This window comes from Qipengyuania aquimaris, assembly GCF_020171965.1.
GTDB lineage: Bacteria > Pseudomonadota > Alphaproteobacteria > Sphingomonadales > Sphingomonadaceae > Qipengyuania > Qipengyuania aquimaris_A.
Map to the genome: position 1 here is coordinate 1,268,101 of NZ_JAIUZK010000001.1, position 22,899 is coordinate 1,290,999.

The following is a 22,899-nucleotide window of genomic DNA, read 5'->3' on the forward strand; positions in this document are numbered from 1 at the left end:
TCCCCTACCCTTGGGCACTTGTGCGCGCTACACCGCGCGCCATGACGAAGAACATCCGGGCCGCACTCCCGCTCGCTAGCGCACTCGCGCTCCTCGCCACGCCGCTCGCTGCGCAAGACGCAGCTGCACCGATGAGCGCGCAGGATCTCGTGACCATGCCGCGCCTCGGAAGTCCGGCGGTCAATCCCGAAGGCACGCACGCGGTCTACGCGGTGACGATCACCGACCCGGAAAGCTACAAGCGGACCAGCACGCTTTACCTGCGCTCGCTTGCAGAGCCGGACAGCGCCCCTATCCCACTCGACATCGATGGCGGATCGGCATCCTTCGCCGACGACAACTGGCTGTATTTCATGGCCGACGGCGAGGGAGACGATGCGACGAGCCAGGTCTGGCGCGCACGGATCGCTGCGGACGGAACGGTTTCGGACAAGTCCCAGGTTACCGCCCTGCCCCGCGCAGTTCACGGATACAGCGTCTCGCCCGACGGCGCGCGTATCGCGATCTGGACCGACATTGCGCGCACCTGCACCGCCATCGATTGCGATAATAGCGCGAAGGCGCACCTCTCGGGGCCCGGTGACGGTCGCCTCTATGAAGGCGACGGCGGATTTTACCGGCACTGGGATAGCTGGGAAACGCCCGGCACGCTCAGCCGTGTCTTTACCTTCCCGATCGAAAACGGTGTCGCCACAGGCACGGGTACGGCCGTCGACGGCCCGCTGGGTGCAGGCGGCCCGAACGGCGACACCCCGACGATGCCCTTCGGCGGCGGAGAGGACGTCGCATGGTCGAGCGATGGCAACGGCGTGTTCTTTACCGCGCGGGAAAGCGGCGCGGGCGAGCCCTACTCCACCAATCTCGACATCTGGTTCTCGGATTTGTCCGGCAATGCGCCGGTAAACCTGACCGCCGAGAACGAGGCGCTGGACGCACTTCCCACCCCCTCGCCCGACGGCCAGTACCTGGCCTATGTCGCCATGGCGCGCCCCACCTACGAGGCCGACCGCCAGGTGGTCATGCTGCGCGATCTCAAGACCGGCGTGACGACCGCCCTTACCTCGGCCTTCGACCGCAGCTTCCAGAGCCTCGCCTGGACGCCGGATTCGCGCTGGCTGGTTGCCGGGGCACAGGACGTGCTCGATACGCCCGCATACCGCATCGACCCGCGTAACGGCTCGGTCGAGCGGCTCGATCTGATGGCCGGAAACGAGGCGCGGATTTCAGACATCACACCGCTGCATGGCGGCGATTTGCTCTTCACACGCAATTCGATCGGTGCGCCGTCCGAAATGTACCTGTCGCGGGACTGGGGCCAGGCCAAGCCGATGACGCAGGTAGCGGCCGACGTGATGGAACGGCTCGCTCCTGTCGTGGTCGAACGCTTCAGTTTCACCGGCGCGGGCGGCGATACCGTCTGGGGCCAGATTACCAAGCTCGACGGGCAGGAAGGGCCCATGCCCGCCATCCTGTATGTGCACGGCGGCCCCCAAGGATCGTTCAACGACGGCTGGTCGAGCCGGTGGAATCCCCGTGTCGTCGCCAGCCAGGGTTATGCCGTCATCTCCGTCGATTTCCATGGATCGACGGGCTACGGGCAGGCCTTCACCGACAGCATCCGTAATGATTGGGGCGGAAAGCCCCTCGAAGACCTGCAACTGGGCCTCGCCGCAGCGCTGGAGAAGGACAGCCAGATCGATGGCACCCGCGCCTGTGCAATGGGTGCAAGTTACGGCGGTTACATGATGAACTGGATCGCCGGACAATGGCCCGACCGGTTCGACTGCCTTGTCCAGCACGACGGCCTCTTCGATATGCGCAGCTTCTATTACACGACGGAAGAGCTGTGGTTTCCCAAATGGGAATTCGGAGGCTCCTATGCCGAAAACAGCGAAGCCTATGAGCGCTGGAACCCGGTGAACTACGTCGAGAACTGGCAGACTCCCATGCTCGTCATCGCCGGCGAACAGGACTTCCGCGTACCCTACACGCAAGGCCTCGCGAGCTTCACTGCCCTGCAGGAGCGCCAGATCCCGAGCCAGTTGCTGATCTTCCCGACCGAGAACCACTGGGTTCTCGGCGCGAAGAACTCACTTCAATGGCATAACACCGTATTCGCCTGGCTCGATCGCTGGCTGAAGCCGGAAAGCGATAGTGAGTAAGTCGCTGGAGAAAGCCCGGCGCGCCTTTGCCAAGATCGGGGCGGGGGGTGTCGAGCGGCAGATTTTCCTGTGCGCCGTCAGCGAGAAGCAGAAATGCTGCTCGCGCGAGGACGGCAAGGCGGCCTGGAACTATCTCAAGAAGAGGATGAAGGAACTCGGCCTCGTCGGCCGGGAAGCGACAGTCCAGCGTAGCAAGGCCGATTGCCTGCAGATCTGCGCGAAAGGTCCGATTGCTGTCGTGTGGCCGGAGAACGTCTGGTATCATTCCTGCAACGAAGAAGTCCTCGAGGCCATCATCCAGCGTCACCTCATCGGCGGTGTTCCGGTAGAAGAATATAGGCTCCAGGCGCCGGAATAGCCCCTGCCCTAATCCGCGTCCTTGTCCTGCCAGCTGTCGCGGGTCGGGTCTTCGACTGATTCATCGTGTCCCGTACCGGACGACAGGAACATCAGACCCATCAGCGCGCCTGTCAGCAGCATGGTGAAACCGATGCCGAGCGCGATGGCGATGTAGTAATGCACGGAAGCCGCGCTCCCCTGCTTGTACAGCAGCGCCATGGCAATCGCGACGATGCCGACGGTCAGCAGGAACAGGAAGCGCATGAGGCGGCGAAAACGCGCCCAGGCATATGCAGCCTGTTCCGGATCGTCGAGCGGCGAGTGTCTGGTCATGACCCTTCTCATGGCGATTGCGGCACGGCTCTTCAACAAGCGTGATGCGCCCGACTCGCCAAGGCAGGCAAAAAATGGCATTCTTCCGACAGGCAGAACACGGAGGCGCGCATGAATATCGGCACACTTATCGAGGGTCGGGCAAGTTCGGACATCATCTCGGTGGAAGTGGGTCAGACCGTGCGCGATGCCGTTCGCATCCTGGCGGAGAAGCGGATCGGCGCCCTCCCCGTGCTCGAACAGGGCCGTGTGGCCGGAATTTTCTCCGAGCGCGATGTAATTCACCGCTTGGCCGAAGAGGGGCAAAGCTGCCTCGATCAGCGTGTCGGAGACGTGATGACCTCCCCGGCGATTACCGTCGAGCGGGCAACGCTCATCGACGACGCCCTGGCGCTCATGACGCGTCGTCGCATTCGCCATCTTCCGGTGATCGAAAGCGAGGCGATGTGCGGCTTCATTTCGATCGGCGACCTGGTGAAATCCCGCTTCGACGAGGTCCAGCACGAAGCCGAGGCTTTGCGGGATTACATCACGCACGCTTGAGCAGGACCGACCTGCTCCCTACATGACCGACATGGCTGATATGCTCATCCTTACCCCCTCGGCAGCTGCGCGAGTCGCGGCCATCGCCGAAAAGCAGGCGAAACCTGCCATCCTGCGCCTTTCGGTGGAAGGCGGCGGGTGCTCCGGCTTCCAGTACAAGTTCGATCTTTCCGACGGTCCCGATGCCGACGACAGCGTGAGCGAAACCGATGGCGTGCGGCTTGTGGTCGACCCTGTCAGCCTCGATCTGGTCGCTGGAAGCACGGTGGACTTCGTGGAATCTCTCGGCGGCGCGGCATTCAAGGTAGAGAACCCCCAGGCTGCGGCCGGTTGTGGCTGCGGTTCGAGCTTCGGGATTTAGGTTAGACCCGCGCGACGCTTTCGGGCATCAGTTCGCCCATGCGTATCGCCACTTTCAACATCAACGGGATCAAGGCCCGCCTGCCACGCCTCAAGGAGTGGCTTGAAGAAACTCGCCCGTCGGTCGCCTGCCTGCAGGAAATCAAGACGATGGACGAAGGCTTTCCGGCCGAAGAATTCGAAAGCATCGGCTATCATGCCATCTGGCATGGCCAGAAAAGCTTCAACGGCGTCGCGATCCTGGCCGATGGCGTGAAGCCGGTCGAAATCCAGCGCGGGCTGGGCATCGACGGGCCCAAGGAGGGCGAGGGGGAGCAGGCCCGCTATCTCGAAGCCGAGGTGAACGGGGTGCGCATCTGCAATCTCTACCTGCCCAACGGCAATCCGCATCCGGGCCCGAAGTTCGATTACAAGCTGGCCTGGATGGATAAGCTTCGCGCGCGGATGAAGGCCGTGTGGGAAGAAGAAGTGCCTGCGGTCGTGCTGGGCGATTTCAACGTCATTCCTGAAGACAAGGACGTATGGTCGCCCAAGGCGATGGCGTCCGATGCCTTGATGCAACCGGAATCGCGCGACGCCTATTTCCGCCTGCTTGGCGATGGCTGGACCGATGCGATCGATACGCTCAATCCGCGCGGCGGAGTGTGGACTTACTGGGACTACCAGGCAGGCGCCTGGCAGCGCGACCATGGCTTCAGGATCGACCACCTGCTGCTCTCGCCCGAGCTCGCCGACCGGATGACGGCAGCGGGCGTCGACAAGGAGTATCGCGGTCGCGAGAAGTCCAGCGACCACACGCCGGTCTGGGTCGAGATCGCCGGCTGACGATCCGAAAGCAAAAGGCCGCCACGCCTGAGCGCAGCGGCCTCATATTCCCGTCCAAGGAATTTTACCGGTAGAAGATGTGCGTCTTGATGGTCGCGCGAGCGACCTTGCGCTTTGCCCAGCTGGGGCGGACGTAATTCGCATGGAAATAGAGCGAATCGTCGGCTTCGCTGTCCCACAGGCCCTGGTGCGCGATGCGCGCAACAGCCTTGGCGCGTTTCCATGCAGCAGAGCCCTGCTTGATGCGCGGCATCTTGCCGCCGCGAACGAAGCTGAACTGGGCGCGCTGGTAAACGACGCCGCAATAGCTGGAGGGGAACTGACGCGATTCGCTGCGGTTGATGACGACTTGCGCAACAGCCAGCTGGCCTTCGAGCGGCTCACCGCGCGATTCGAAATAGACGGCACCTGCAAGGCAGCGCATCTCTTCCGAAAGCTGTCCGACTGCGGGCATGGCGGAAACGAGGGCGTGCAGGCTCTCGGCCTTCGGCGATTCCGCGGGAATTTCCTGGGTGGCTTCCGTTTCTTCAGGAAGCTCTTGGACGACTTCGCCTTCGACGAATACCGGCACGACCTCATCGGTCAGTTCGGTTTCGGAGACGATCGTCTCGCCATCCGCTTCGGCAGCGAAGGCGATGGAGCCGGTTTCTTCCGCACCGGCGAAACTTGCAACAAGCGTAACCGCGCTCGCCGCGAGGGCTAGGTAAGTCTTTCGCATTATTCCGAGTGACTAAGCGGTGAACTCGCAGTCGCAGGCCGGGATCAGAGGCACGTTATTTGTGCCATGGTATTCAGATCCGTTTTTCGAGCCTGCCGGTCGTTCCCCGTCTGCGTGCTAGCTTGCCGACCCCATTGTCGTCCAAAGCCGCCTACGCATCGAAGCTGGGCAGCCAAATAGTCACAATTGAAACCGTGTCAAGTTAACGGAGGTCGGAATCGATGAGGCGTTCCATTTCGGGGCCATCCAGTTCCAGAATCCAAAGATCGGGGTCCTGGTCCATGCGGCGGCGGATATATGCGTCGAATTCTCGCAGTTTTTCAATATCTTGCGTCATTATCGCCTGAAAGCGGCGCGTCCCGTCGAGCTGCGGCATCCGCTCCCAGAACATTGTATTTTTGCCACTGTTTGTGGTTAATATGCCCAGCGTTCCTGCATCACGCTCGCCCGATTGAAGTACGGTCGCAAAGCCTCCGGCGGCCTGGGCCTGGCGTATCAGGCCGCTCACCTCGATATGTGTCGGCAGGCGCGCGTCTTCGAAGCCGTGGCTCAAGCGGCATATCCCGGTAGGCCGGAGAGCGAGATGCGCGATTTCATGAACGTGCCCGTGCCGCGGCCTATTTCGTCCCCTTCGGCATCGACCAGCCGCGATTCGGCCACGAACACCCTGCGCTTGCCGCTGACCCAGCGCCCTTCCGCAGTAACGCGCCCTTCGCGGACCGGCTTGGTGAAATGGAGGTTGAAGGACGTGGTCAGCAGGAAACGGTCCGTAACCAGCGTATTCGCCGCATAGAATGCCGCATCGTCGAGCATCTTGAAGTAGATCGTCCCGTGCGCTGCGCCGGCAGCATGATAGGCAGCCTCGGTCACATCGAAAGTGATGCGCGCGCTGCCTTCCCCGGTGATCTCGAGCGAGGAATCGAACAGGCCGTTTACGGGTGCAGAGGCGTACAATCCCTCGAGGGCGCGCCAGTGACCCTCCGCGCCGCTATTGCCAGACATAGCCATTGAATTGTCCCGTCAGCGCGGCTCGACCCAGCCGATCGAACCATCGGGCCGGCGGTAGACCATGTTATGCGCTTCCGTAGCGCCGTTCTTGAAGAGGAGCGCGTTCGTATTCTGCAGGTCGAGCATCATGACCGCATCGGCCACCGAGCATTCGGGGATCATCGCGCTTGTCTCTGCAACGATCGGCGGGCTGTCCGCAGTGATCTCATCATCATTCTCGGGCTCGGGCGCGGCGAAGATCGTGTAGGCGGCCTCTTCCTCGCGCATGGCATATTGCGCCTGCTCGTGCCGGTCCTGGATCCGCCTCTTGTAGCGGCGGAGCTGCTTTTCGATCTTGGTAGCCGCCTTGTCGAACGCCTGGTGGATGTCGTGCGCCTCTGCATGACCCTTGAGGATAAGGCCCTGCATGACATGGGTGACGATGTCCGAAGAGAACGCGCCGCCAGCCGCCTTGCCGAAGGTGACGTGCGAGGAAATCGCGCGGTTGAAATACTTGTCGACGATGCCTTGCATGCGGTCTTCGACATGGGTCTGCAGCGCAGCGCCGGTATCGATCTGATGACCCGAGACGCGAATATCCATATTTCTCTCCTTTACCGCAGCATGCCGGTCGGGACCGTGGCGACACGCGCCGCGCCCTCCAACGAAACTAACCCCAAAGCGGGTTTTCGATCCCGCTCATGAATTTCCTGTGGCGCGCAAGCTCTTCCTCGCTGGGCGCGTGACCTCGCGGTTCGCGGCGCGGACGGTCCGGGGCCTGGCGAACGGCGACCACTTCCTGCTCGACGACCTGCACGCGCTCTGCCGCAAGTTCGAGGCCGATCTGGCGACCGCCCTTGAGTTCAACATAAACCTGGGCGAGCAATTCCGCATCGAGTAAAGCCCCGTGCTTGACGCGATGGCTGCGATCGATGCCGTAGCGCGAACACAGCGCATCCAGCGACAATTTCGCGCCCGGGTGCCTTTTCTTGGCCATGGCGACGGTGTCGACCATCCTGCTCATGCAGATCGCCTCGCGCTCGCACAGGGCCAGTTCGGCGTTGAGAAACGCGAAATCGAAGCCGGCATTGTGCGCAATGAGAGGCGCGTCGCCGATGAAATCGAGCAATTCATGCGCCGTATCGCGGAATAGCGGTTTGTCGGACAGGAAAGACGCAGACAAGCCGTGCACCGCTTCTGCTCCGGCGGGCATGTCGCGTTCCGGGTTGTAATAAGCGTGGAACACCTCACCCGTCGGGACGAGATTGACCATTTCCACGCAACCGATTTCGACCATCCGGTCGCCTGTCTTGGGATCAAGGCCGGTGGTCTCAGTATCGAAAACGATCTCGCGCATTGCAGTGACTATCGGACTCGTGCTGGCGGATTACAAGGATTTTAGACTCGCGACTGGCTGCGCAATTCATCGATAAGGCTTCGCACCGCCTGTTCGGTTTGCGAAAGCGTCGTCCCGGTGTCGATGATGTGATCGGCGCGAGCGCGCTTCTCTGCGTCGGGAACCTGAAGCGACAGTATGTGCGCGAATTTCTCGGGCGTCATGTCGGGGCGGGCCAGAACCCGTTCGCGCTGGACCTCGGCCGGGGCCGAGACGGCCACGATCACATCGACCGCCTCGTGGCCGCCTTTTTCGAACAGCAGGGGGATGTCGAATACCACCATGTCCTGACCGGCGTGTTCGATCAGGAAGGCGCCCCGTTCTTCGGCGACTGCCGGGTGAACGATGGCCTCGAGACGGGCGAGGGCGGCTTTATCGCCGAACACCAGCTTGCCGAGCTTGTCGCGCAGAACCCCGGTTTCATCCGTGTTGCCCGGAAATTCAGCTTCGATAGCTGCAACCAGCCTGCCACCAGGACCCTGCATCCTGCGCACTTCCCTGTCGGCATCAAACACCGGCACGCCCGCACGTTCGAACATCTCGGCGACCGTGGATTTGCCCATCCCGATCGAGCCGGTGAGACCGATTATGGTCGGACGGGTCACAAGGTCAGCCTTTCACGCAGCTCGCTATCATGCTCTCGCGGTGCCTCTGTGCCGAAGAAAAACCGAAAGGCGGCCGCCGCCTGACCGATCAGCATGGAAAGGCCATCGATAGTCTGCAGCCCCGCATCGCGCGCCGACTTCAGGAAAGCTGTCTCGAGCGGGTCGGTGACGATGTCATAGGCGATGGATCCGGGTGGGGCATGGCTCCAGTCGAAGGGGAGGGGGGGCTGTCCGCGCATCCCCAAGGGACTGGCATTGATGACCAAATCGCAGCAGCCGTCACGGTCGTCGAAAGCAAAGTCCGTCACTTCGGCAAAATGCGACAGCGGCGCGACGTGGTGTTCTCCCTCGGCTAGCTCGTCGAGAAGAGCGCGTGCCTTATCGGTATTGCGTCCGGCGAGGACGAGAGTGAACCCTTCCTTCGCAAGACCCGCCACGATCGCACGCGCCGCACCTCCTGTGCCCAGGATACGTGCCATCCGGAAATAGTGCGTGCCCGACAGTTCCGATCGCAAGGGTTCGAGAAAGCCCGCGACATCCGTGTTGCGCCCCACCAGCGCTCCGTCAGGAGCCTTCACGACCGTATTTACCGCTCCCACGCGCTTGGCGAGGGGCTCCATCCGGTCGAGGTAGGGGATGATCGCCTGTTTATGCGGCATGGTGACATTGCACCCGCGCCAGTCGGGGTCTCCCCGTCTTTCGACAAGATAGTTTTCGAGACCGGACGATGCGACGTGGTGGGCGCGATATTCGGCCTCGATCCCGAGCTTCTCGATCCAGAAGCCATGGATCGCAGGAGACTTGGACTGCGCGATCGGGTCGCCGATGACCTCTGCGTAAGGTTTCACGAGGGAAGGGCGCCTTCATCGCGCAGCGCATCGAGAACCTGGAGCAATGGCATTCCCAACACGGTAAACTGGTCGCCCATGATGCTTTCGAACAATTGCACGCCCGGACCCTCGATCCGGAAAACGCCGACACAGTAAGAGACTTCCGGCCATTCGGCATCGAGGTATGCTTCGATGAATTCCTCGGACAGTTCGCGAACCCTGAGGCGCGCGAAATCCGATCCCATCCAGACGATCTTCCCGTCTCGTGCCAGCGCAGCCGCGCTGTGCAAGGTCATTACCTTGCCGGAAAAGAAACGCAGGTGCTCAGCGGCCTGGTCGCGGGTTGCAGGCTTGTCGAACCTGCGCCCATCGACCTCGACGAGAGAATCGCTGCCCAGAACCAGACCGTCGGATTTCACGCCGGTCGCCTTTGCTGCGGCGAGAGCCTGCGCGATTTCCGCAGGATCGGCGCCTTCCATCTCCGCTTCCAAACCACGTTCGTCGACATCGGCGGCCTGCGCGACATAGGACACGCCGGCCGCATCGAGCATCGCCTTGCGCGAGGCGGAATTGGAGGCGAGCACGATGCCGGTGCCTGCAATGCCGCTCATATCGCCTTCACCCCTTCGAAATCGCCACCGGATTTGTGGCTGCGCTCGCTACACAGGCGAATGATGGCGGCCGCCGTTTCCTCGATCGAGCGGCGCGTCACGTCGATAACGGGCCATCCATTGTCGGCAAACATGCGGCGCGCGAAGGCCACTTCCGATTTGACCCGCTCGTTATCGATATAGGCGGTCTGGGACTGTTCGTTCAGCGTGAGCAGGCGGTTGCGGCGGATCTGGACAAGCCGCTCTGGCGCGGTCGTAAGGCCGACCACAAGAGGCTTGCTCAGCTCGAAGAGCTTCGGGGGCGGTGGGCTTTCGACCACCAGCGGAATGTTCGCGACCTTGAACCCGCGGTTGGCCAGATAGATGCTTGTCGGGGTTTTGGAGCTACGCGACACACCGGCGAGAATGATGTCCGCTTCTTCCCAGTTTTCCCACCCGATCCCGTCGTCATGGGCGATCGTGAACTGGATTGCCTCGACGCGTTCGAAGTAGGCCTTGTCCATCTGGTGCTGGCGCCCCGGTCTTCCATGAGCTTCCTGGCCAAGCGCTTTCTCGAGCGCTTCGGTTACCCGGTCGAGGATCGGCACCGCAGGCAGGGCATTTTGCGTGCACACCTCTTCAAGGCGGGCACGCGCCTCGGGATTGACGAGAGTGAAGAGTACGAGGCCCGGATTGGCCTTGAGTTCCGGCACGATCCTGTCGAGATGCTGCCGCGAGCGGACCATCGGCCAGAAATGGCGCACGACATCGGCATCGTCGAACTGGGCGAGCGCGGCCTTGGCCAGCATTTCCAGCGTTTCGCCGGTGGAATCGGACAGGAGGTGGAGATGGATACGGTCGGCGATGGTGGTCACTTTCGGCCTGTGGAGAAGCACCGGATAAACCACGGCACAAGTCTGGCGACAAGTTCGGGGATCGATTCACTCCCCATTGCGAGTCCTCTTCGGGGGCGATTCCCGCACAGCAAATGGAACTTGTTCGCAGGCTGGGGAGAAGCGGGATAAGTTTGACTCGACTCACGGCCTGCCGCGAGTCGCAATCCGGCATCCGGCCTTTTCCTTGCGGGAGAAATGGGGCAGGGGGCGGCTATGCCCGATATCCACAGGGCCAACAGACTCCTTCAACTCTTATAATAATCATTATTTATTGGATTGGACTCTCTCTCGATGCCCGGCCTTCTGCTCGACACTCTGAACGGTAAGCGCGCTGACAAGGTGCCGCTCTGGCTCATGCGCCAGGCTGGCCGGTACCTTCCCGAGTATCGCGAATTGCGCGCCGAGAAGGGCGGGTTCCTCGCGATGGCTTACGACAGCGAGGCGGCTTGCGAGATCACGATGCAGCCGATCGACAGGTTCGGTTTCGACGGAGCGATCCTGTTTTCCGATATCCTGATCGTGCCCCATGCGCTCGGCCAGCATCTCGAGTTCCTGGCAGGCGAAGGCCCGAAGCTTTCCCCGCCGCTGATGGAGGCCGACCTCGACGGATTGAATCCCGACCGCTCCCGCTATGAACCGATCTACGAAACGGTTCGCCTTTGCCGTCAGCGTCTATCTAACGATACCACGATGCTCGGCTTCGCGGGTAGCCCATGGACCGTCGCGACCTACATGGTCGCCGGCGAGGGGAGCCGCGACCAGCACGATGCGCGGGCCATGGCCTATCGCGACCCGGGCAAACTGCAGGCGATCATCGATGCGATCGCCCATGAGACGATCGAATATCTTTCCGGCCAGATCGAGGCCGGGGCAGAAGCCGTCCAACTCTTCGACAGCTGGGCCGGCAGTCTGGCGCCCGATGAATTCGAACGCTGGGTCATCGCTCCCAATGCGAAGATCGTTACGGCCCTGGCCGAGCGACATCCCGAAACGCCCATCATCGGCTTTCCGAAGGGGGCTGGTGAAAAGCTCCCCGCCTATGCCCGCGAAACCGGTGTGAAGGCCCTCGGGGTCGATGAAACGCTCGATCCGGTGTGGGTCGCGCGCGAATTGCCTGCTGGGATGGCCGTACAAGGCAATCTGGACCCGCTTCTCCTGCTTTCGGGTAGTCCGGCCCTCGAAACACGCATCGAGACAATCCTCGAGGCTTTTTCCGACCGGCCCCATGTCTTCAATCTGGGTCACGGCATCGATCGCCGCACCCCGATTGCGAATGTGGAGCGCCTAATTGCAACTGTCCGGGGCTGGCAGGGGTGACGAAGCTGTCTGCTATCCCTACATCGACTGCATGCAGGATATTCTTGCGATGACCTATCTTTGGCTGAAGGCCGGCCACATCATTTTCATGGTGTTCTGGATGGCCGGTCTGTTCATGCTCCCGCGCCAGATGATCTATTGCCACGAAGCCGCGGCGGGATCCGACGAGGAAGCGACTTGGGCCAAGCGCATGGGTCTGCTTCGCAAGATCATCCTGACGCCAAGCCTGATCGTCGTCTGGGTCCTTGGTCTCGCGCTTGCGATGAGCATCGGAGCGTTCGACCAGGGCTGGTTTCATGCGAAACTGCTGTTCGTGCTGCTTCTGACCGGTTTTCACGGATTCATGGTCGCCAAGTCGAAGGCCATGTCGAAAGGCGATCGCCCGCTTAGCGAAAAACAGTTGCGGCTGTACGGCGAAGTGCCCGGCATCCTGCTTGCGGTGATTGTCGTGCTGGTGATCGTCAAACCGTTCTGACGTCGGCCGCGACCATCGTTTGCCGATTGACGGCAGGCGGGGCGACATTTATCTGCATTCCACCGACCGGCAAGAGGCCCCCGCGATTCATAAGGGTGCCGGGTCTGCTTTCTCCAAGCCCATACCGACCCGCCGGCCATTCCACATACCTGAGTAATAACACATGCATCTCAAAGATTTGAAAGCAAAAGCGCCCGCAGACCTCGTGGCAATGGCCGAGGAACTGGGCGTCGAAGGCGCATCGACCATGCGCCGCCAGGACCTCATGTTCTGCATCCTCCGCGAACTGGCGGAAGACGAAGAATATGACGAGAAGATCATGGGCATCGGCACGATCGAAGTGCTGCAGGACGGCTTTGGCTTCCTGCGCAGCCCCGAAGCGAATTATCTCGCCGGTCCCGACGATATCTACGTCTCGCCGAACCAAGTCCGTAAATGGGGCCTGCGCACCGGTGACACTGTCGAAGGTGAAATCCGCGCGCCCAAGGAAGGCGAGCGCTATTTCGCGCTGACGAAGCTGACCAGCGTCAATTTCGAAGATCCCGACCAGGTCCGCCACCGCACCAATTTCGACAATTTGACCCCGCTCTATCCGGAACAGAAATTGTCGCTCGATACGCTCGATCCGACGGTCCAGGACAAGTCGGCGCGCGTGATCGATATCATCTCGCCGCAGGGCAAGGGCCAGCGCGCGCTGATCGTCGCTCCGCCGCGTACCGGTAAGACCGTCCTGCTGCAGAATATCGCCAAGGCGATCACCGACAACCACCCGGAAGTCTTCCTCCTGGTCCTGCTCGTCGACGAGCGCCCGGAAGAAGTTACCGACATGCAGCGCAGCGTGAAGGGCGAGGTTATTTCCTCGACCTTCGATGAACCTGCAAACCGCCACGTCCAGGTCGCCGAAATGGTGATCGAGAAGGCGAAGCGTCTCGTCGAGCATAAGCGCGACGTCGTCATCCTGCTCGACTCCATCACCCGTCTCGGCCGCGCCTACAACACCGTGGTGCCCAGCTCGGGCAAGGTGCTCACCGGCGGTGTCGATGCCAATGCCCTCCAGCGCCCCAAGCGCTTCTTCGGTGCGGCCCGCAACATCGAGGAAGGCGGCTCGCTGTCCATCATCGCAACCGCGCTGATCGATACCGGCAGCCGCATGGACGAGGTCATCTTCGAAGAATTCAAGGGCACCGGTAACAGCGAAATCGTCCTCGACCGCAAGGTTGCCGACAAGCGCATCTTCCCGGCTCTCGACGTCGGCAAGTCCGGTACCCGCAAGGAAGAACTGCTGGTCGAGAAGGACAAGCTTTCGAAGATGTGGGTCCTGCGCCGTATCCTCATGCAGATGGGCACGGTCGACGCGATGGAATTCCTCCTCGACAAGATGAAGGATTCCAAGACCAACGAGGACTTCTTCGCCAATATGAACCAGTAGGAGGACGAGGCACGGCGGGCCCGCCCCGCCGTGAGGCACTTCAGTGGATCGGATCGTCTACAGCAGCATTGCCGCCAAAGGCACCGACACGCCCGACGTGTTCGAGATCGTGGAGATTTCGGCGCGCAACAATCCCAAACGTGCGGTGACAGGCTTCCTGCTGTACGATGCGGACCGCTTCCTGCAGATGATCGAAGGACCGGCATTGGCGCTCCAGGCCTTGCTAGAAGAGCTAGAAGCGGATCCGAGGCATCACACCATCGAGGTCCTGCACCGCAGTGCGGCAGACGAGCGCTGGTTTCCCGATTGGGAAATGAAGCACCTGATTTCCTTTTCGGCCGAGCCTGCCCTCGAGGAATTGAGGCGCAAACTGTCGACCAAGCCCGGCGGTCGGGAGATCTTTGCGCTGGTGGATGGTTTCTTGGGAAAGTAAATCTGCTTTAGAGAGCAGGTCAGCTCGCCTGCTTTTGCAGCATAGCGGCCATTTCTTCCCAGACCTTGTTCACCGCCTTGAGTGGTCTCACCATCACCTTGAAATCCGCGATCATTCCAGCTTCGTCGAACTCGATCAGGTCGATGCCGTTGACGTGTATCCCGTCCATTTCCGTAGTGAATTCCAGCATGGCGTTCGGGCCGTCGACCAGTTCGCGCACATAGGTGAAACTGTCGTTCCCAAGGGTCTTGCCTGCAGCGGAGAGATATCCCACCACCAGGTCGCGGCCCTTTTGCGGCGTATGCACGACGGGTGAGTGGAACTGGGCATCTTCCCGGATGATTGCGGCCAGGTCCTCCGGCTGCGACCCGGCATCGATTACTTCATGCCATCGCTTCAAACCGATTTTAGCGCTCATGCGTGCCTCCGGAAACTGTCGGCTCTCGCCGCCTCCCAATGGCGGGCGAGGGGAGTGGAGGACGGTTTGTCGAGCAGCACACCTGGTTCGGCAAAATAGTATATCTTGTCGAAGGCATCGGATCGCGCCCCATTGATCCGTTCTCGCATGTCGAGCGGTTTCATGTCCCAAGGGTTATCGAGACCCATGGCGATCGTGATCTCGCGTAAGGAATGCAGCGTTTGGCGCTGGAAGCGGGCTACGCGCGGGGCCTTATCCTCGACGATCAGGCCGCGCTGACGCCACTCTTCCTGTGTGGCGATGCCTGTTGGGCAGGTGCCCTTGTGGCAATTCATCGACTGCACGCAGCCGAGCGAGAACATGAAAGGCCGCGCCGCATTGCACCAATCGGCACCGAGGGCGAAGCTCTTGGCCATTTGCGCGCCTGAGTGGATCTTCCCGGACGTGGCAATTTTGACCTTGTCGCGCAGGCCAGTGCCCACGAGCATGTTGCGCACGAAAATCTGCCCCTCACGCAGGGGCATTCCGACCGAATTGGAAAGCTCGAGAGGTGCGGCGCCCGTCCCGCCTTCCGCGCCATCGACGGTGATGAAGTCCGGGTGCATCCCGGTTTCCAACATCGCTTTCCCGACAGCGAAGATCTCGTGAGGAAGGCCCACGCAAAGCTTAATGCCGACAGGCTTGCCGCCCGACAATTCGCGCAACCTCGTCACGAATTCGAGCATTTCGATCGGAGTGTCGAATTCGGGGTGCGCTGCCGGGGAGGTGACGGTTTCGCCAACCGGCACGCCGCGGGCTTCTGCAATTTCCTTCGTCACCTTCGCGCCTGGCAGGACGCCGCCATGACCGGGCTTGGCGCCCTGGCTCAATTTGAGTTCGATCATCTTGACCTGGTCGGAGGCGGCATTTTCCTTGAATTGGTCCGGATCGAACCGGCCATCCTTGGCCCTGGCGCCGAAATACCCACTTCCCAATTCCCAGATCAGGTCGCCACCGGGCTTGCGGTGATACTTGCTGATCGACCCTTCGCCTGTGTTGTGCGCGAAATTGCCCTCTTTCGCCCCGGCATTGAGCGCTTCGATCGCACGGCCGGAAAGCGACCCGAAGCTCATGGCGGAGATATTCAGGAGGGACGATGAGTACGGCTTGGCGCACGTAGTCTCGCCAACCGTCACGCGCCATTCCTCGGGCGCGGTGGAGGAGGGGGCAATCGAGTGGCCGACCCACTCGTATTCATCGGAATAGACGTCGAGCTCGGTCCCCATGGGGTGCGAGTCGAGGTCGCCCTTGGCCCTTGCATAAACAAGCGCGCGAGCCTGGTGGCTGAACGGCCTGCCCTCAAGATCCCCTTCAACCACGTAGGACTGGGCGAAGGGGCGCAGGTCCTCCATGATCCACCTGATCCGGGCGATGAGCGGGTAATTTCTTCTAAGGGTATGTTTTTCCTGCGAAAAATCCCAAACTGCAACAAGTAGAGCGGGAACGAGGATCCACAGCAACCACCTTGCCGGCTCCCATAGTCCGGCAATCGCCACCAGTACGTAGAGAAGGACCGGGATAATGTACCGGAAGGGGAGCTTTTCCATCGGAACCGACGCCTTCAGGCCAGGTGTTCGGCAAAAAACTCGCTGGTGCGGCGGTCGGCTAAATTCGCAGCGTCATCACTGCGACGATTGCCAAACTCCGTCGCGAAGCCGTGATCGAGACCCTCGTAATCATGAAGCGTTACCTTGGGGTGGTCGTCTAGGCCCGCATGCATGGCCGCCTGCGTATCCTTGTCCACGAAACCGTCCTCGGTCGGGATGTGGAGCATGAGTGGATTCGCGATGGCGTGCTTTTCGCCCAGAAGATTGTCGACGCCGACGGCGTAATATCCGACCGTCGCATCGCTATCCGTACGCGCGGCCGTCATATAGGCGAGGCGTCCGCCAAGGCAGTAGCCGACCGCGCCGACCTTGGCGCACCCTTCGCCGCGAGCGTATTTGATCGCCGCCTCGATGTCCCGGATGCCCTGGTCCTGGTCGAACTTGGCGAATAAATCCAAGGCCTTATTCATCTCCGGCTCGATATCGGGATCGAGTTCGATGCCATCCTCGAATTGCCAGAAGAGATCCGGGGCCACGGCCAAGTAGCCGTCTTCTGCGAGCTTGTCGCACTTGCGGCGGATTCCGGCGTTGATGCCGAATATCTCCTGGATGACCACGATCGCGGCTTTCGGCTTGTCTGCCGGCCTCGCGACATACGCGTTGAATGTGTTTGCGCCATCGAGTGTGGAGATGGTGACCAGTTCGCTCATGCGTGTATTCTCCCTAGATAGTTGCAGGCCTAGCGCTTGTGGCGCGGGGCTGGCAAACCCAGATATGGAAAGACCCAGATGTCTTCTGGGCATTCAACGGAGGAAACGCGATGAAGGTCCAAATCGAAATCGACTGTACGCCAGAGGAGGCGCGGACCTTCATGGGCCTGCCCGACGTCGGAAAGGCGAACGATGTCTACGTCGACATGATGTCGAAAGCGATGAAGGGTGTTTCCAGTCCGGACCAGCTGCAGGAATACGCGCGACAGCTCGCGCCCATGGGGCAGGCCGGTTTCAAGCTGTTCCAGAGCTTCATGGAAGGCGCCAATGCTGCACGCACGTCCGGCAAGACCACCAAGTCTTCGGACGACTAGGATAGCTCTTCCTCATGAGTGATACGATCTTCGCTCTTTCGAGCGGATCGCCTCCTGCCGCTATCGGGATCATCAGGATCAGCGGTGGAAGTGCGCGTGAGGCTTTGGAGCGGCTGGCAGGAAGGGTGCGGGAGCCTCGCCGAGCAACGCTGCGGACCCTGAGAGACGGGGCAGGGGGCGTTCTGGACCGTGCGCTCGTCCTCTGGTTCGATGGCCCGCAAACAGCCACGGGAGAGGAGCTGGCGGAAATCCATTGCCATGGGGGGCGCGCCGTTGTCGCTGCGATCGAGGGTGCACTGGCTTCGATCCCGGGGTTGCGCAAAGCAGAGCCCGGCGAATTCACCAGAAGGGCCTTCGCGAATGGTGTGCTGGATCTCGCCGAGGCGGAAGGTCTGGCGGACCTTCTGGCGGCGGAAACCGAATTGCAGAGGCTCGCAGCCCAAGCCTCTGCCGACGGCGCGCTTTCGACTCAGGTCGATGCATGGCGATCGCAAGTTCTCGGCTTGTCCGCCTATGTCGAGGCGGCACTCGATTTTTCTGATGAGGATGATGTCGAAGTATTGCCGCCCGCCTTTCAGGATGGGTTGGCAGCAGTCTTGGCAGAAATTCGCGCCGCGCTGCAGTCTCCGCGCGCAGAGCGGTTGCGCGATGGCATCAGGGTCGTGCTTGCCGGTCCGCCGAACGCCGGAAAATCCTCTCTATTCAATGCCCTCCTTAACGAAGGCGCTGCGATCGTCACCGATGAAGCGGGGACTACCCGTGACGTTATCGAGCGGCCGGTGGCGTTCGAAGGCATGCCGTTCGTATTGATCGATACGGCCGGCCTCAGGGACGATGGCGCGGCCCTGGTTGAAGCCATCGGTATCGACCGCGCACGCAAAGAGCTCGAGAAGGCCGACATTGTGCTTTGGCTCGGCGCAGAAGGAGAAGGCCCGGAAGGTGCATTGGAGATTGCGGCCAAATGCGATCTCGAAGGGGCTGGAAAGAAGAACGCCGATCACACACTCTCGTCCGCCAGCGGTTTCGGGCTGGAGGGCTTGGTGGAGGATTTGGTGGCGAGGGCGAGGGGTTTGGTCCCCAAGCGCGGCATGGCTGCCTTCAATCAACGCCAGGCCGAGGCGCTTGGTCATGCATTTGACGCCCTTGAGGGGATCGAAGAGGGTGATGACCTCCTTCTTATAGGGGAGCGCTTGAGGCTCGCACGCAGGGCATTTGACAGGCTGCTTGGCCGCCAATCGACCGAGGAGGTTCTCGACGCCTTGTTCGGGCGCTTCTGCATCGGAAAATGAGAATGTTTCACGTGGAACACCGCGAGGCTTTGACCCGATAGGCAAACACATTTATCGGGCGCTTTATGCAAAGATTTGACACCATAGTGATCGGCGGCGGGCACGCTGGCGTTGAGGCGGCCTGCGCGTCTGCGCGGATGGGCGCTCATACGGCTCTGGTCAGTTTCGATCTGTCGAAGATCGGTGCGATGAGCTGCAATCCCGCAATCGGCGGCCTCGGCAAGGGTCACCTGGTGAGGGAGGTGGATGCTCTCGACGGGGTGATTGGCCGTGCTGCCGACGCGGCGGCAATCCATTACCGGATGCTCAATCGGTCAAAAGGCAGTGCGGTATGGGGGCCGCGTGTCCAAGCGGATCGCGCGTTGTTTCATGCGGCGGTGCAGGGCATCGTCCATTCTCAATCCAATTTGACACTGGTTGAGGGAGAAGCTGCGGCGCTGAGGCTCGCAAATGGCACCGTTACGGGCATTGAGCTTGCGGACAGTAGTTCCATGGAGGCGCGCTCGGTCATTCTGTGTACCGGCACCTTCCTAGGGGGCACGCTATTCCGCGGTGAGGAGCGTTTCGAGGGCGGGCGCATCGGAGAGAATGCCGCACATCGCCTGGCAGAGCAGCTGCGTGGTGCTGATTTACCGATGTCGCGGCTCAAGACGGGAACTCCGCCTCGCCTCGATGGGAGAACAATCGACTGGGCGCGGTTGGATGTTCAGCCATCGGACGAAGAGCAGTGGACTATGTCGTCCCTGTCGAGTGGGCGGCTAAACCCCCAGGTCTTTTGCGCAATCACACGCACCAACGAGGCGTCCCACGACATCATCCGCAACAATCTCGAGCGATCACCGCTATTCTCCGGTGCGATTGGCGCCGCCGGGCCGCGCTATTGTCCTTCGATCGAGGACAAGATCCATCGTTTCGGAGATCGGGACGGGCACCAGATATTCCTCGAGCCGGAAGGCCTCTCGACGCGTGCGGTCTACCCCAACGGCATCAGTACTTCGCTTCCGGTCGACGTGCAGCTGGACATGCTCCGCGCGATTGAGGGTTTGGAGAAAGTATCGATGGAGGTGCCGGGCTATGCTGTCGAGTATGATCACATCGATCCGCGCGCGCTCCGTTCAACTCTCGAAGTGCGAGCCATACCGGGCTTGTATTGCGCGGGTCAGATCAATGGCACGACAGGGTACGAAGAAGCTGCGGCGCAAGGGCTCGTGGCGGGAATGCATGCAGCGGGGAGGGCGCTTGAAACAGAGGGCGCACAACTCGACCGGGCAAATTCCTACATCGCAGTGATGATCGACGATCTCACCCTGCAGGGTGTGACGGAGCCATATCGCATGCTCACTTCGCGTGCGGAATATCGTCTGCGGCTCCGCGCAGCCAATGCCGACACTCGCCTCACACCCTTGGGGATCGACGTCGGACTGGTTGGCGAGGGGCGTCGCCGGTGGTTCGAGGAGCGTGAGGGCAGGCGCGACGTGATAGATGCGTTTCTCTCGCAAACGATCTCCGCCAAGGATCTGCAGTCCAGCTCCCGCCCGGTGAAGCCGGATGCGCGCGGCCGAAGCGCTCGCGATTGGCTGAAGGGCGGTCACGTCACACTTCAGGATCTTGCCTCTCACCTTGATGGTTTCGATGCAGCGGACTCCTTGGCTGTCGAGATGGCGGAGGATGCGTTCTATTCGCCTTATCTGGAGCGACAGGATGCTGAGTTGCGCGAGCTTCGTGCGGGCGAACATTTGAGGATATCGGAGGAGTTCGCTTTTGCTGAGGTGCCTGGCCTGTCCAACGAAATGGTCGAGCGTTTGACTGCCGCAAAGCCCCCAACATTATCTGCGGCTGGGCGAATTCCCGGCGTTACCCCGTCAGCGCTTGCGGCGTTGATGGTACACGTGAAGCGCGCACAAGAGGTTCAGGCCTTGTGATAGAGCAGGAAAAAGAAGCGCGAGCCTACATTGAAGAGAAGGGCGGAGCGCGCGCTATTCGCTCCCTGTCGGTGCTTTCCGAACGGCTGAAAGAAGAGAATCAGCGCCAGAACCTTGTGGCCAAGGGTTCGCTGGACCACATCTGGGTCCGCCATTTTGCAGACTCGGCGCAATTGCTGGACCACGTTCCACGTGAAACATATGGCCCTTGGCTCGATTTGGGGAGTGGTGCCGGCTTCCCCGGGCTGGTCCTGGCGACATTGCGGCCCGATATCGAGTTTGTGCTGATTGAGTCCCGTCGTTTACGGGTGGAGTGGCTCGAGAGAATGAGCTCCGAACTTGGCCTTGAGAATTGCCACATCGAAGGGTGTCGTCTGGAGCAAGTCACGACGGTCGAGGCGGGAATCATTTCGGCTCGCGCGTTCGCTCCGCTTGCCAAGCTGCTGCGTTTATCCGCACGCTTCTCCACAGACGACACACGCTGGGTGTTGCCGAAAGGGCGATCTGCGGCTCATGAAGTGCAGGAGCTACCCGGACGGGAGTCGAAAATGTTCCACGTGGAACAGTCACTCACGGATCAGGACGCGGGAATTGTTGTTGGTCGGGGCAAAGTGAGGGAAAAAGCGTGATTACCGTCGCAATTGCCAATCAGAAGGGCGGGGTGGGCAAAACGACCACCGCCATCAATATCGCAACGGCGATGGCCGCCACCGGTTGGAAAACCCTCCTCATCGATCTTGACCCTCAGGGCAATGCGTCGACCGGCATGGGGATTGAGGGCGTCGATCGGAAATATTCCAGCTACGACCTTCTGCTTGAGCAAGGAACCTTGGCGCAATGCGCGCAGCCGACTGAAATTCCTGGCCTCGACATCGTTCCAGCGACCCAGGACCTATCAGGAGCCGAGGTGGAGCTGGTCGCCGTCGATGACCGCACTGCACGCCTGTCGAAAGCGCTCGCGCAGTCGGGCACATCCGGTTTCGCAAGTTACGATATCTGTTTCATCGATTGCCCGCCGTCTTTGGGGCTTCTGACCCTGAACGCTCTTGGGGCAGCCGATACGCTTCTGGTGCCCTTGCAGTGCGAATTCTTCGCGTTGGAGGGGTTGAGCCAACTTTTGCAGACGGTTGAACGGGTCCAGCAACGCTTCAATCCGGACCTGGGTATCGTCGGAATAGCGCTCACCATGTTTGATCGTCGCAACCGTCTGACCGACCAGGTCGCGGACGATGTCCGTGATTGCCTCGGGAATCTCGTCTTCGAGAACGTAATTCCGCGTAATGTGCGGCTGTCCGAAGCACCCAGCCACGGCATGCCGGCGCTCGTCTACGACCACAATTGTCCCGGTAGTCGCGCCTACATCGGATTGGCGCGCGAACTAATCGGAAGACTGCCCGAGAGGAGGAAGGCCGCATGAGCCAGGCAATCGATCGCAAGAAGAAGCTTGGCCGCGGGCTCGGCGCGCTGCTTGGAGAAGTCCAGCGCGAGGAGCCGCTGGTCAATTCCGGTAACGAAAGCAACGAGTTGGCTACCGCAGCTGCGCCTTCTGCCACCTCGGGCCTTAGCTCGATCCCCGTTGCCGATATCGAACCTTTGCCCGGGCAGCCAAGGACGCAATTCGACGATGAGGCGCTCGACGAACTGGCCGCATCCATCGCCCAGCGGGGCGTGATCCAGCCCGTCATCGTCACTGCGAGGGCAGGCGGCAAATATCGGCTGGTGGCCGGTGAACGCCGCTGGCGCGCTGCACAGCGGGCGCGACTTCACCAGATTCCCGCGATTGTTCGCGATCTGGAAGAGCGCGAAGTCCTTGCTCTGGCACTTATCGAGAATCTCCAGCGGGAGGACCTCAATCCTTTGGAAGAGGCGCGGGCGTATCAGAAACTCGCGGAAGACGAGGGTATGACCCAGGCCGAAATCGCAGGTCTGGTCGACAAATCCCGCAGCCACATCGCCAATTTGCGGCGTTTGCTGGCCCTTCCCGACGATGTCCAGGATCTCCTGGCCAACTCCAAGCTTTCAATGGGCCATGCGCGCGCCTTGATCGGCAATGACGACGCGTCTGCCATTGCGGCACGTGCAGCGAAGGAAGGGCTTTCGGTCCGCGAAGTCGAGAAACTCGTACGCAAGGCATCTCGCCCGGCAGCCTCAGGTCGGGTCAAACCCCAGATTCCCGAAGCAGAAACGGATGCGGATATTGCGGCCGTACAGGGCCATCTCGAGGAATTTCTCGGTTTGCCGGTGCGGATCAAGACGGACGAGACGCCGAGCACGGGGACGGTCACCATCCGCTACCACACGCTCGACCAACTTGATCTCATCTGTCAGCGCCTCACAGGCGGGGACATCTGAGACTGAGAAA

Annotated in this window: 28 protein-coding genes; 15 read left to right on the forward strand and 13 right to left on the reverse strand. The window is 61.1% G+C overall.

The window, feature by feature from the left end:
* The first annotated feature begins 41 nt into the window (after window positions 1–41).
* Both LCM24_RS06210 and LCM24_RS06215 read left to right on the forward strand, forming a co-directional pair.
* Entirely contained in the window at window positions 42–2,162 is a 2,121-nt protein-coding gene (locus LCM24_RS06210; RefSeq protein ID WP_224803196.1) for an alpha/beta hydrolase family protein, read from the forward strand.
* A complete protein-coding gene (locus tag LCM24_RS06215) occupies window positions 2,152–2,520 on the forward strand; it encodes a (2Fe-2S) ferredoxin domain-containing protein (RefSeq protein WP_224803477.1) in 369 nt (122 codons plus the stop codon). Before LCM24_RS06210 ends, LCM24_RS06215 begins: the two co-directional genes overlap by 11 nt.
* Window positions 2,521–2,528: 8 nt before the next feature.
* Here LCM24_RS06215 and LCM24_RS06220 read toward each other — a convergent pair whose 3' ends face one another.
* The gene (locus tag LCM24_RS06220) at window positions 2,529–2,834 is read right to left on the reverse strand and encodes a hypothetical protein (protein WP_224803197.1); all 306 of its coding nucleotides are present in this window, start codon (window positions 2,832–2,834) and stop codon (window positions 2,529–2,531) included.
* Between the two features lie 111 nt (window positions 2,835–2,945).
* Between LCM24_RS06220 and LCM24_RS06225 the strand changes: the two genes are divergently transcribed.
* From LCM24_RS06225 to xth, 3 genes are read left to right on the forward strand one after another with little or no spacing between them, the layout of a single operon-like run.
* Entirely contained in the window at window positions 2,946–3,377 is a 432-nt protein-coding gene (locus tag LCM24_RS06225) for a CBS domain-containing protein (RefSeq protein ID WP_224803198.1), read from the forward strand.
* 31 nt (window positions 3,378–3,408) lie between these two features.
* On the forward strand, window positions 3,409–3,738 hold the full coding sequence (locus tag LCM24_RS06230; protein ID WP_224803199.1) for a HesB/IscA family protein: 330 nt from the start codon (window positions 3,409–3,411) through the stop codon (window positions 3,736–3,738).
* A 38-nt stretch (window positions 3,739–3,776) separates the two neighbouring features.
* On the forward strand, window positions 3,777–4,562 hold the full coding sequence (gene xth / locus LCM24_RS06235) for an exodeoxyribonuclease III (protein ID WP_224803200.1): 786 nt from the start codon (window positions 3,777–3,779) through the stop codon (window positions 4,560–4,562).
* A 64-nt stretch (window positions 4,563–4,626) separates the two neighbouring features.
* On the opposite strand, the gene LCM24_RS06240 is transcribed toward xth, so the two are convergent.
* The 9 genes from LCM24_RS06240 to LCM24_RS06280 form a co-directional block, all read right to left on the reverse strand.
* Entirely contained in the window at window positions 4,627–5,280 is a 654-nt protein-coding gene (locus tag LCM24_RS06240) for a cell wall hydrolase (protein WP_224803201.1), read from the reverse strand.
* Between the two features lie 202 nt (window positions 5,281–5,482).
* Entirely contained in the window at window positions 5,483–5,833 is a 351-nt protein-coding gene (locus LCM24_RS06245) for a DUF1491 family protein (protein ID WP_224803202.1), read from the reverse strand.
* The gene (locus LCM24_RS06250; protein ID WP_090477053.1) at window positions 5,830–6,288 is read right to left on the reverse strand and encodes a PaaI family thioesterase; all 459 of its coding nucleotides are present in this window, start codon (window positions 6,286–6,288) and stop codon (window positions 5,830–5,832) included. The genes LCM24_RS06245 and LCM24_RS06250 overlap by 4 nt, the downstream gene beginning before the upstream one ends.
* A gap of 12 nt (window positions 6,289–6,300) precedes the next feature.
* Window positions 6,301–6,870, reverse strand: a complete 570-nt coding sequence (gene hpf, locus LCM24_RS06255) for a ribosome hibernation-promoting factor, HPF/YfiA family (protein ID WP_090477055.1) — start codon at window positions 6,868–6,870, stop codon at window positions 6,301–6,303.
* 67 nt (window positions 6,871–6,937) lie between these two features.
* On the reverse strand, window positions 6,938–7,624 hold the full coding sequence (gene dnaQ / locus LCM24_RS06260; RefSeq protein WP_224803203.1) for a DNA polymerase III subunit epsilon: 687 nt from the start codon (window positions 7,622–7,624) through the stop codon (window positions 6,938–6,940).
* Between the two features lie 41 nt (window positions 7,625–7,665).
* The gene (gene coaE, locus LCM24_RS06265) at window positions 7,666–8,268 is read right to left on the reverse strand and encodes a dephospho-CoA kinase (RefSeq protein ID WP_224803204.1); all 603 of its coding nucleotides are present in this window, start codon (window positions 8,266–8,268) and stop codon (window positions 7,666–7,668) included.
* Complete coding sequence (gene aroE / locus LCM24_RS06270) at window positions 8,265–9,116, reverse strand: shikimate dehydrogenase (RefSeq protein ID WP_224803205.1); 852 nt, start codon at window positions 9,114–9,116, stop codon at window positions 8,265–8,267. Before aroE ends, coaE begins: the two co-directional genes overlap by 4 nt.
* Complete coding sequence (locus LCM24_RS06275; RefSeq protein ID WP_224803206.1) at window positions 9,113–9,709, reverse strand: Maf family protein; 597 nt, start codon at window positions 9,707–9,709, stop codon at window positions 9,113–9,115. Before LCM24_RS06275 ends, aroE begins: the two co-directional genes overlap by 4 nt.
* Window positions 9,706–10,563, reverse strand: a complete 858-nt coding sequence (locus LCM24_RS06280; protein WP_224803207.1) for a pyruvate, water dikinase regulatory protein — start codon at window positions 10,561–10,563, stop codon at window positions 9,706–9,708. The genes LCM24_RS06275 and LCM24_RS06280 overlap by 4 nt, the downstream gene beginning before the upstream one ends.
* Before the next feature lie 312 nt (window positions 10,564–10,875).
* Here LCM24_RS06280 and hemE point away from each other — a divergent pair, with 312 nt between their 5' ends.
* The 4 genes from hemE (at window position 10,876) to LCM24_RS06300 (ending at window position 14,238) form a co-directional block, all read left to right on the forward strand.
* Window positions 10,876–11,901: a uroporphyrinogen decarboxylase gene (gene hemE, locus LCM24_RS06285; protein ID WP_224803208.1), complete on the forward strand. Its 1,026-nt coding sequence runs from the start codon at window positions 10,876–10,878 to the stop codon at window positions 11,899–11,901.
* Between the two features lie 31 nt (window positions 11,902–11,932).
* Complete coding sequence (locus LCM24_RS06290) at window positions 11,933–12,376, forward strand: CopD family protein (protein ID WP_224803478.1); 444 nt, start codon at window positions 11,933–11,935, stop codon at window positions 12,374–12,376.
* Window positions 12,377–12,539: 163 nt separating this feature from the next.
* A complete protein-coding gene (gene rho, locus LCM24_RS06295; protein WP_090477067.1) occupies window positions 12,540–13,805 on the forward strand; it encodes a transcription termination factor Rho in 1,266 nt (421 codons plus the stop codon).
* 43 nt (window positions 13,806–13,848) lie between these two features.
* Entirely contained in the window at window positions 13,849–14,238 is a 390-nt protein-coding gene (locus LCM24_RS06300) for a BLUF domain-containing protein (protein WP_224803209.1), read from the forward strand.
* 19 nt (window positions 14,239–14,257) lie between these two features.
* On the opposite strand, the gene LCM24_RS06305 is transcribed toward LCM24_RS06300, so the two are convergent.
* Genes LCM24_RS06305 through LCM24_RS06315 form a run of 3 tightly spaced genes read right to left on the reverse strand, consistent with a single transcriptional unit; the run spans window position 14,258 to window position 16,952 of the window.
* A complete protein-coding gene (locus LCM24_RS06305) occupies window positions 14,258–14,656 on the reverse strand; it encodes a nuclear transport factor 2 family protein (RefSeq protein WP_224803210.1) in 399 nt (132 codons plus the stop codon).
* A complete protein-coding gene (locus LCM24_RS06310; RefSeq protein ID WP_224803211.1) occupies window positions 14,653–16,242 on the reverse strand; it encodes an FMN-binding glutamate synthase family protein in 1,590 nt (529 codons plus the stop codon). The genes LCM24_RS06305 and LCM24_RS06310 overlap by 4 nt, the downstream gene beginning before the upstream one ends.
* Before the next feature lie 14 nt (window positions 16,243–16,256).
* A complete protein-coding gene (locus LCM24_RS06315; protein WP_224803212.1) occupies window positions 16,257–16,952 on the reverse strand; it encodes a dienelactone hydrolase family protein in 696 nt (231 codons plus the stop codon).
* Between the two features lie 110 nt (window positions 16,953–17,062).
* On the opposite strand from LCM24_RS06315, the gene LCM24_RS06320 reads away from it, so the two are divergent.
* The 6 genes from LCM24_RS06320 (at window position 17,063) to LCM24_RS06345 (ending at window position 22,889) form a co-directional block, all read left to right on the forward strand.
* On the forward strand, window positions 17,063–17,326 hold the full coding sequence (locus LCM24_RS06320; protein ID WP_090477074.1) for a DUF6489 family protein: 264 nt from the start codon (window positions 17,063–17,065) through the stop codon (window positions 17,324–17,326).
* Window positions 17,327–17,340: 14 nt separating this feature from the next.
* Window positions 17,341–18,615: a tRNA uridine-5-carboxymethylaminomethyl(34) synthesis GTPase MnmE gene (gene mnmE, locus LCM24_RS06325; protein WP_224803213.1), complete on the forward strand. Its 1,275-nt coding sequence runs from the start codon at window positions 17,341–17,343 to the stop codon at window positions 18,613–18,615.
* Between the two features lie 65 nt (window positions 18,616–18,680).
* Window positions 18,681–20,537, forward strand: a complete 1,857-nt coding sequence (mnmG, locus tag LCM24_RS06330) for a tRNA uridine-5-carboxymethylaminomethyl(34) synthesis enzyme MnmG (protein ID WP_224803214.1) — start codon at window positions 18,681–18,683, stop codon at window positions 20,535–20,537.
* A complete protein-coding gene (gene rsmG / locus LCM24_RS06335) occupies window positions 20,534–21,166 on the forward strand; it encodes a 16S rRNA (guanine(527)-N(7))-methyltransferase RsmG (RefSeq protein WP_224803215.1) in 633 nt (210 codons plus the stop codon). Before mnmG ends, rsmG begins: the two co-directional genes overlap by 4 nt.
* Window positions 21,163–21,954, forward strand: coding sequence for a ParA family protein (locus LCM24_RS06340; RefSeq protein WP_224803216.1), 792 nt, complete (start codon window positions 21,163–21,165; stop codon window positions 21,952–21,954). The genes rsmG and LCM24_RS06340 overlap by 4 nt, the downstream gene beginning before the upstream one ends.
* Entirely contained in the window at window positions 21,951–22,889 is a 939-nt protein-coding gene (locus tag LCM24_RS06345) for a ParB/RepB/Spo0J family partition protein (RefSeq protein ID WP_224803217.1), read from the forward strand. Before LCM24_RS06340 ends, LCM24_RS06345 begins: the two co-directional genes overlap by 4 nt.
* Window positions 22,890–22,899 lie beyond the last annotated feature (10 nt).

Excerpts from the sequence above, each read along its gene's own strand:
- LCM24_RS06210 (WP_224803196.1), top strand. The coding sequence starts at position 42 with ATGACGAAGAACATCCGGGCCGCACTCCCGCTCGCTAGCGCACTCGCG.
- LCM24_RS06220 (WP_224803197.1), bottom strand. The coding sequence starts at position 2,834 with ATGACCAGACACTCGCCGCTCGACGATCCGGAACAGGCTGCATATGCC.
- LCM24_RS06225 (WP_224803198.1), top strand. The coding sequence starts at position 2,946 with ATGAATATCGGCACACTTATCGAGGGTCGGGCAAGTTCGGACATCATC.
- LCM24_RS06230 (WP_224803199.1), top strand. The coding sequence starts at position 3,409 with ATGGCTGATATGCTCATCCTTACCCCCTCGGCAGCTGCGCGAGTCGCG.
- xth (WP_224803200.1), top strand. The coding sequence starts at position 3,777 with ATGCGTATCGCCACTTTCAACATCAACGGGATCAAGGCCCGCCTGCCA.
- LCM24_RS06240 (WP_224803201.1), bottom strand. The coding sequence starts at position 5,280 with ATGCGAAAGACTTACCTAGCCCTCGCGGCGAGCGCGGTTACGCTTGTT.
- LCM24_RS06250 (WP_090477053.1), bottom strand. The coding sequence starts at position 6,288 with ATGGCTATGTCTGGCAATAGCGGCGCGGAGGGTCACTGGCGCGCCCTC.
- hpf (WP_090477055.1), bottom strand. The coding sequence starts at position 6,870 with ATGGATATTCGCGTCTCGGGTCATCAGATCGATACCGGCGCTGCGCTG.
- dnaQ (WP_224803203.1), bottom strand. The coding sequence starts at position 7,624 with ATGCGCGAGATCGTTTTCGATACTGAGACCACCGGCCTTGATCCCAAG.
- LCM24_RS06275 (WP_224803206.1), bottom strand. The coding sequence starts at position 9,709 with ATGAGCGGCATTGCAGGCACCGGCATCGTGCTCGCCTCCAATTCCGCC.
- hemE (WP_224803208.1), top strand. The coding sequence starts at position 10,876 with ATGCCCGGCCTTCTGCTCGACACTCTGAACGGTAAGCGCGCTGACAAG.
- LCM24_RS06290 (WP_224803478.1), top strand. The coding sequence starts at position 11,933 with ATGCAGGATATTCTTGCGATGACCTATCTTTGGCTGAAGGCCGGCCAC.
- rho (WP_090477067.1), top strand. The coding sequence starts at position 12,540 with ATGCATCTCAAAGATTTGAAAGCAAAAGCGCCCGCAGACCTCGTGGCA.
- LCM24_RS06305 (WP_224803210.1), bottom strand. The coding sequence starts at position 14,656 with ATGAGCGCTAAAATCGGTTTGAAGCGATGGCATGAAGTAATCGATGCC.
- LCM24_RS06310 (WP_224803211.1), bottom strand. The coding sequence starts at position 16,242 with ATGGAAAAGCTCCCCTTCCGGTACATTATCCCGGTCCTTCTCTACGTA.
- LCM24_RS06315 (WP_224803212.1), bottom strand. The coding sequence starts at position 16,952 with ATGAGCGAACTGGTCACCATCTCCACACTCGATGGCGCAAACACATTC.
- LCM24_RS06320 (WP_090477074.1), top strand. The coding sequence starts at position 17,063 with ATGAAGGTCCAAATCGAAATCGACTGTACGCCAGAGGAGGCGCGGACC.
- mnmE (WP_224803213.1), top strand. The coding sequence starts at position 17,341 with ATGAGTGATACGATCTTCGCTCTTTCGAGCGGATCGCCTCCTGCCGCT.
- mnmG (WP_224803214.1), top strand. The coding sequence starts at position 18,681 with ATGCAAAGATTTGACACCATAGTGATCGGCGGCGGGCACGCTGGCGTT.
- LCM24_RS06345 (WP_224803217.1), top strand. The coding sequence starts at position 21,951 with ATGAGCCAGGCAATCGATCGCAAGAAGAAGCTTGGCCGCGGGCTCGGC.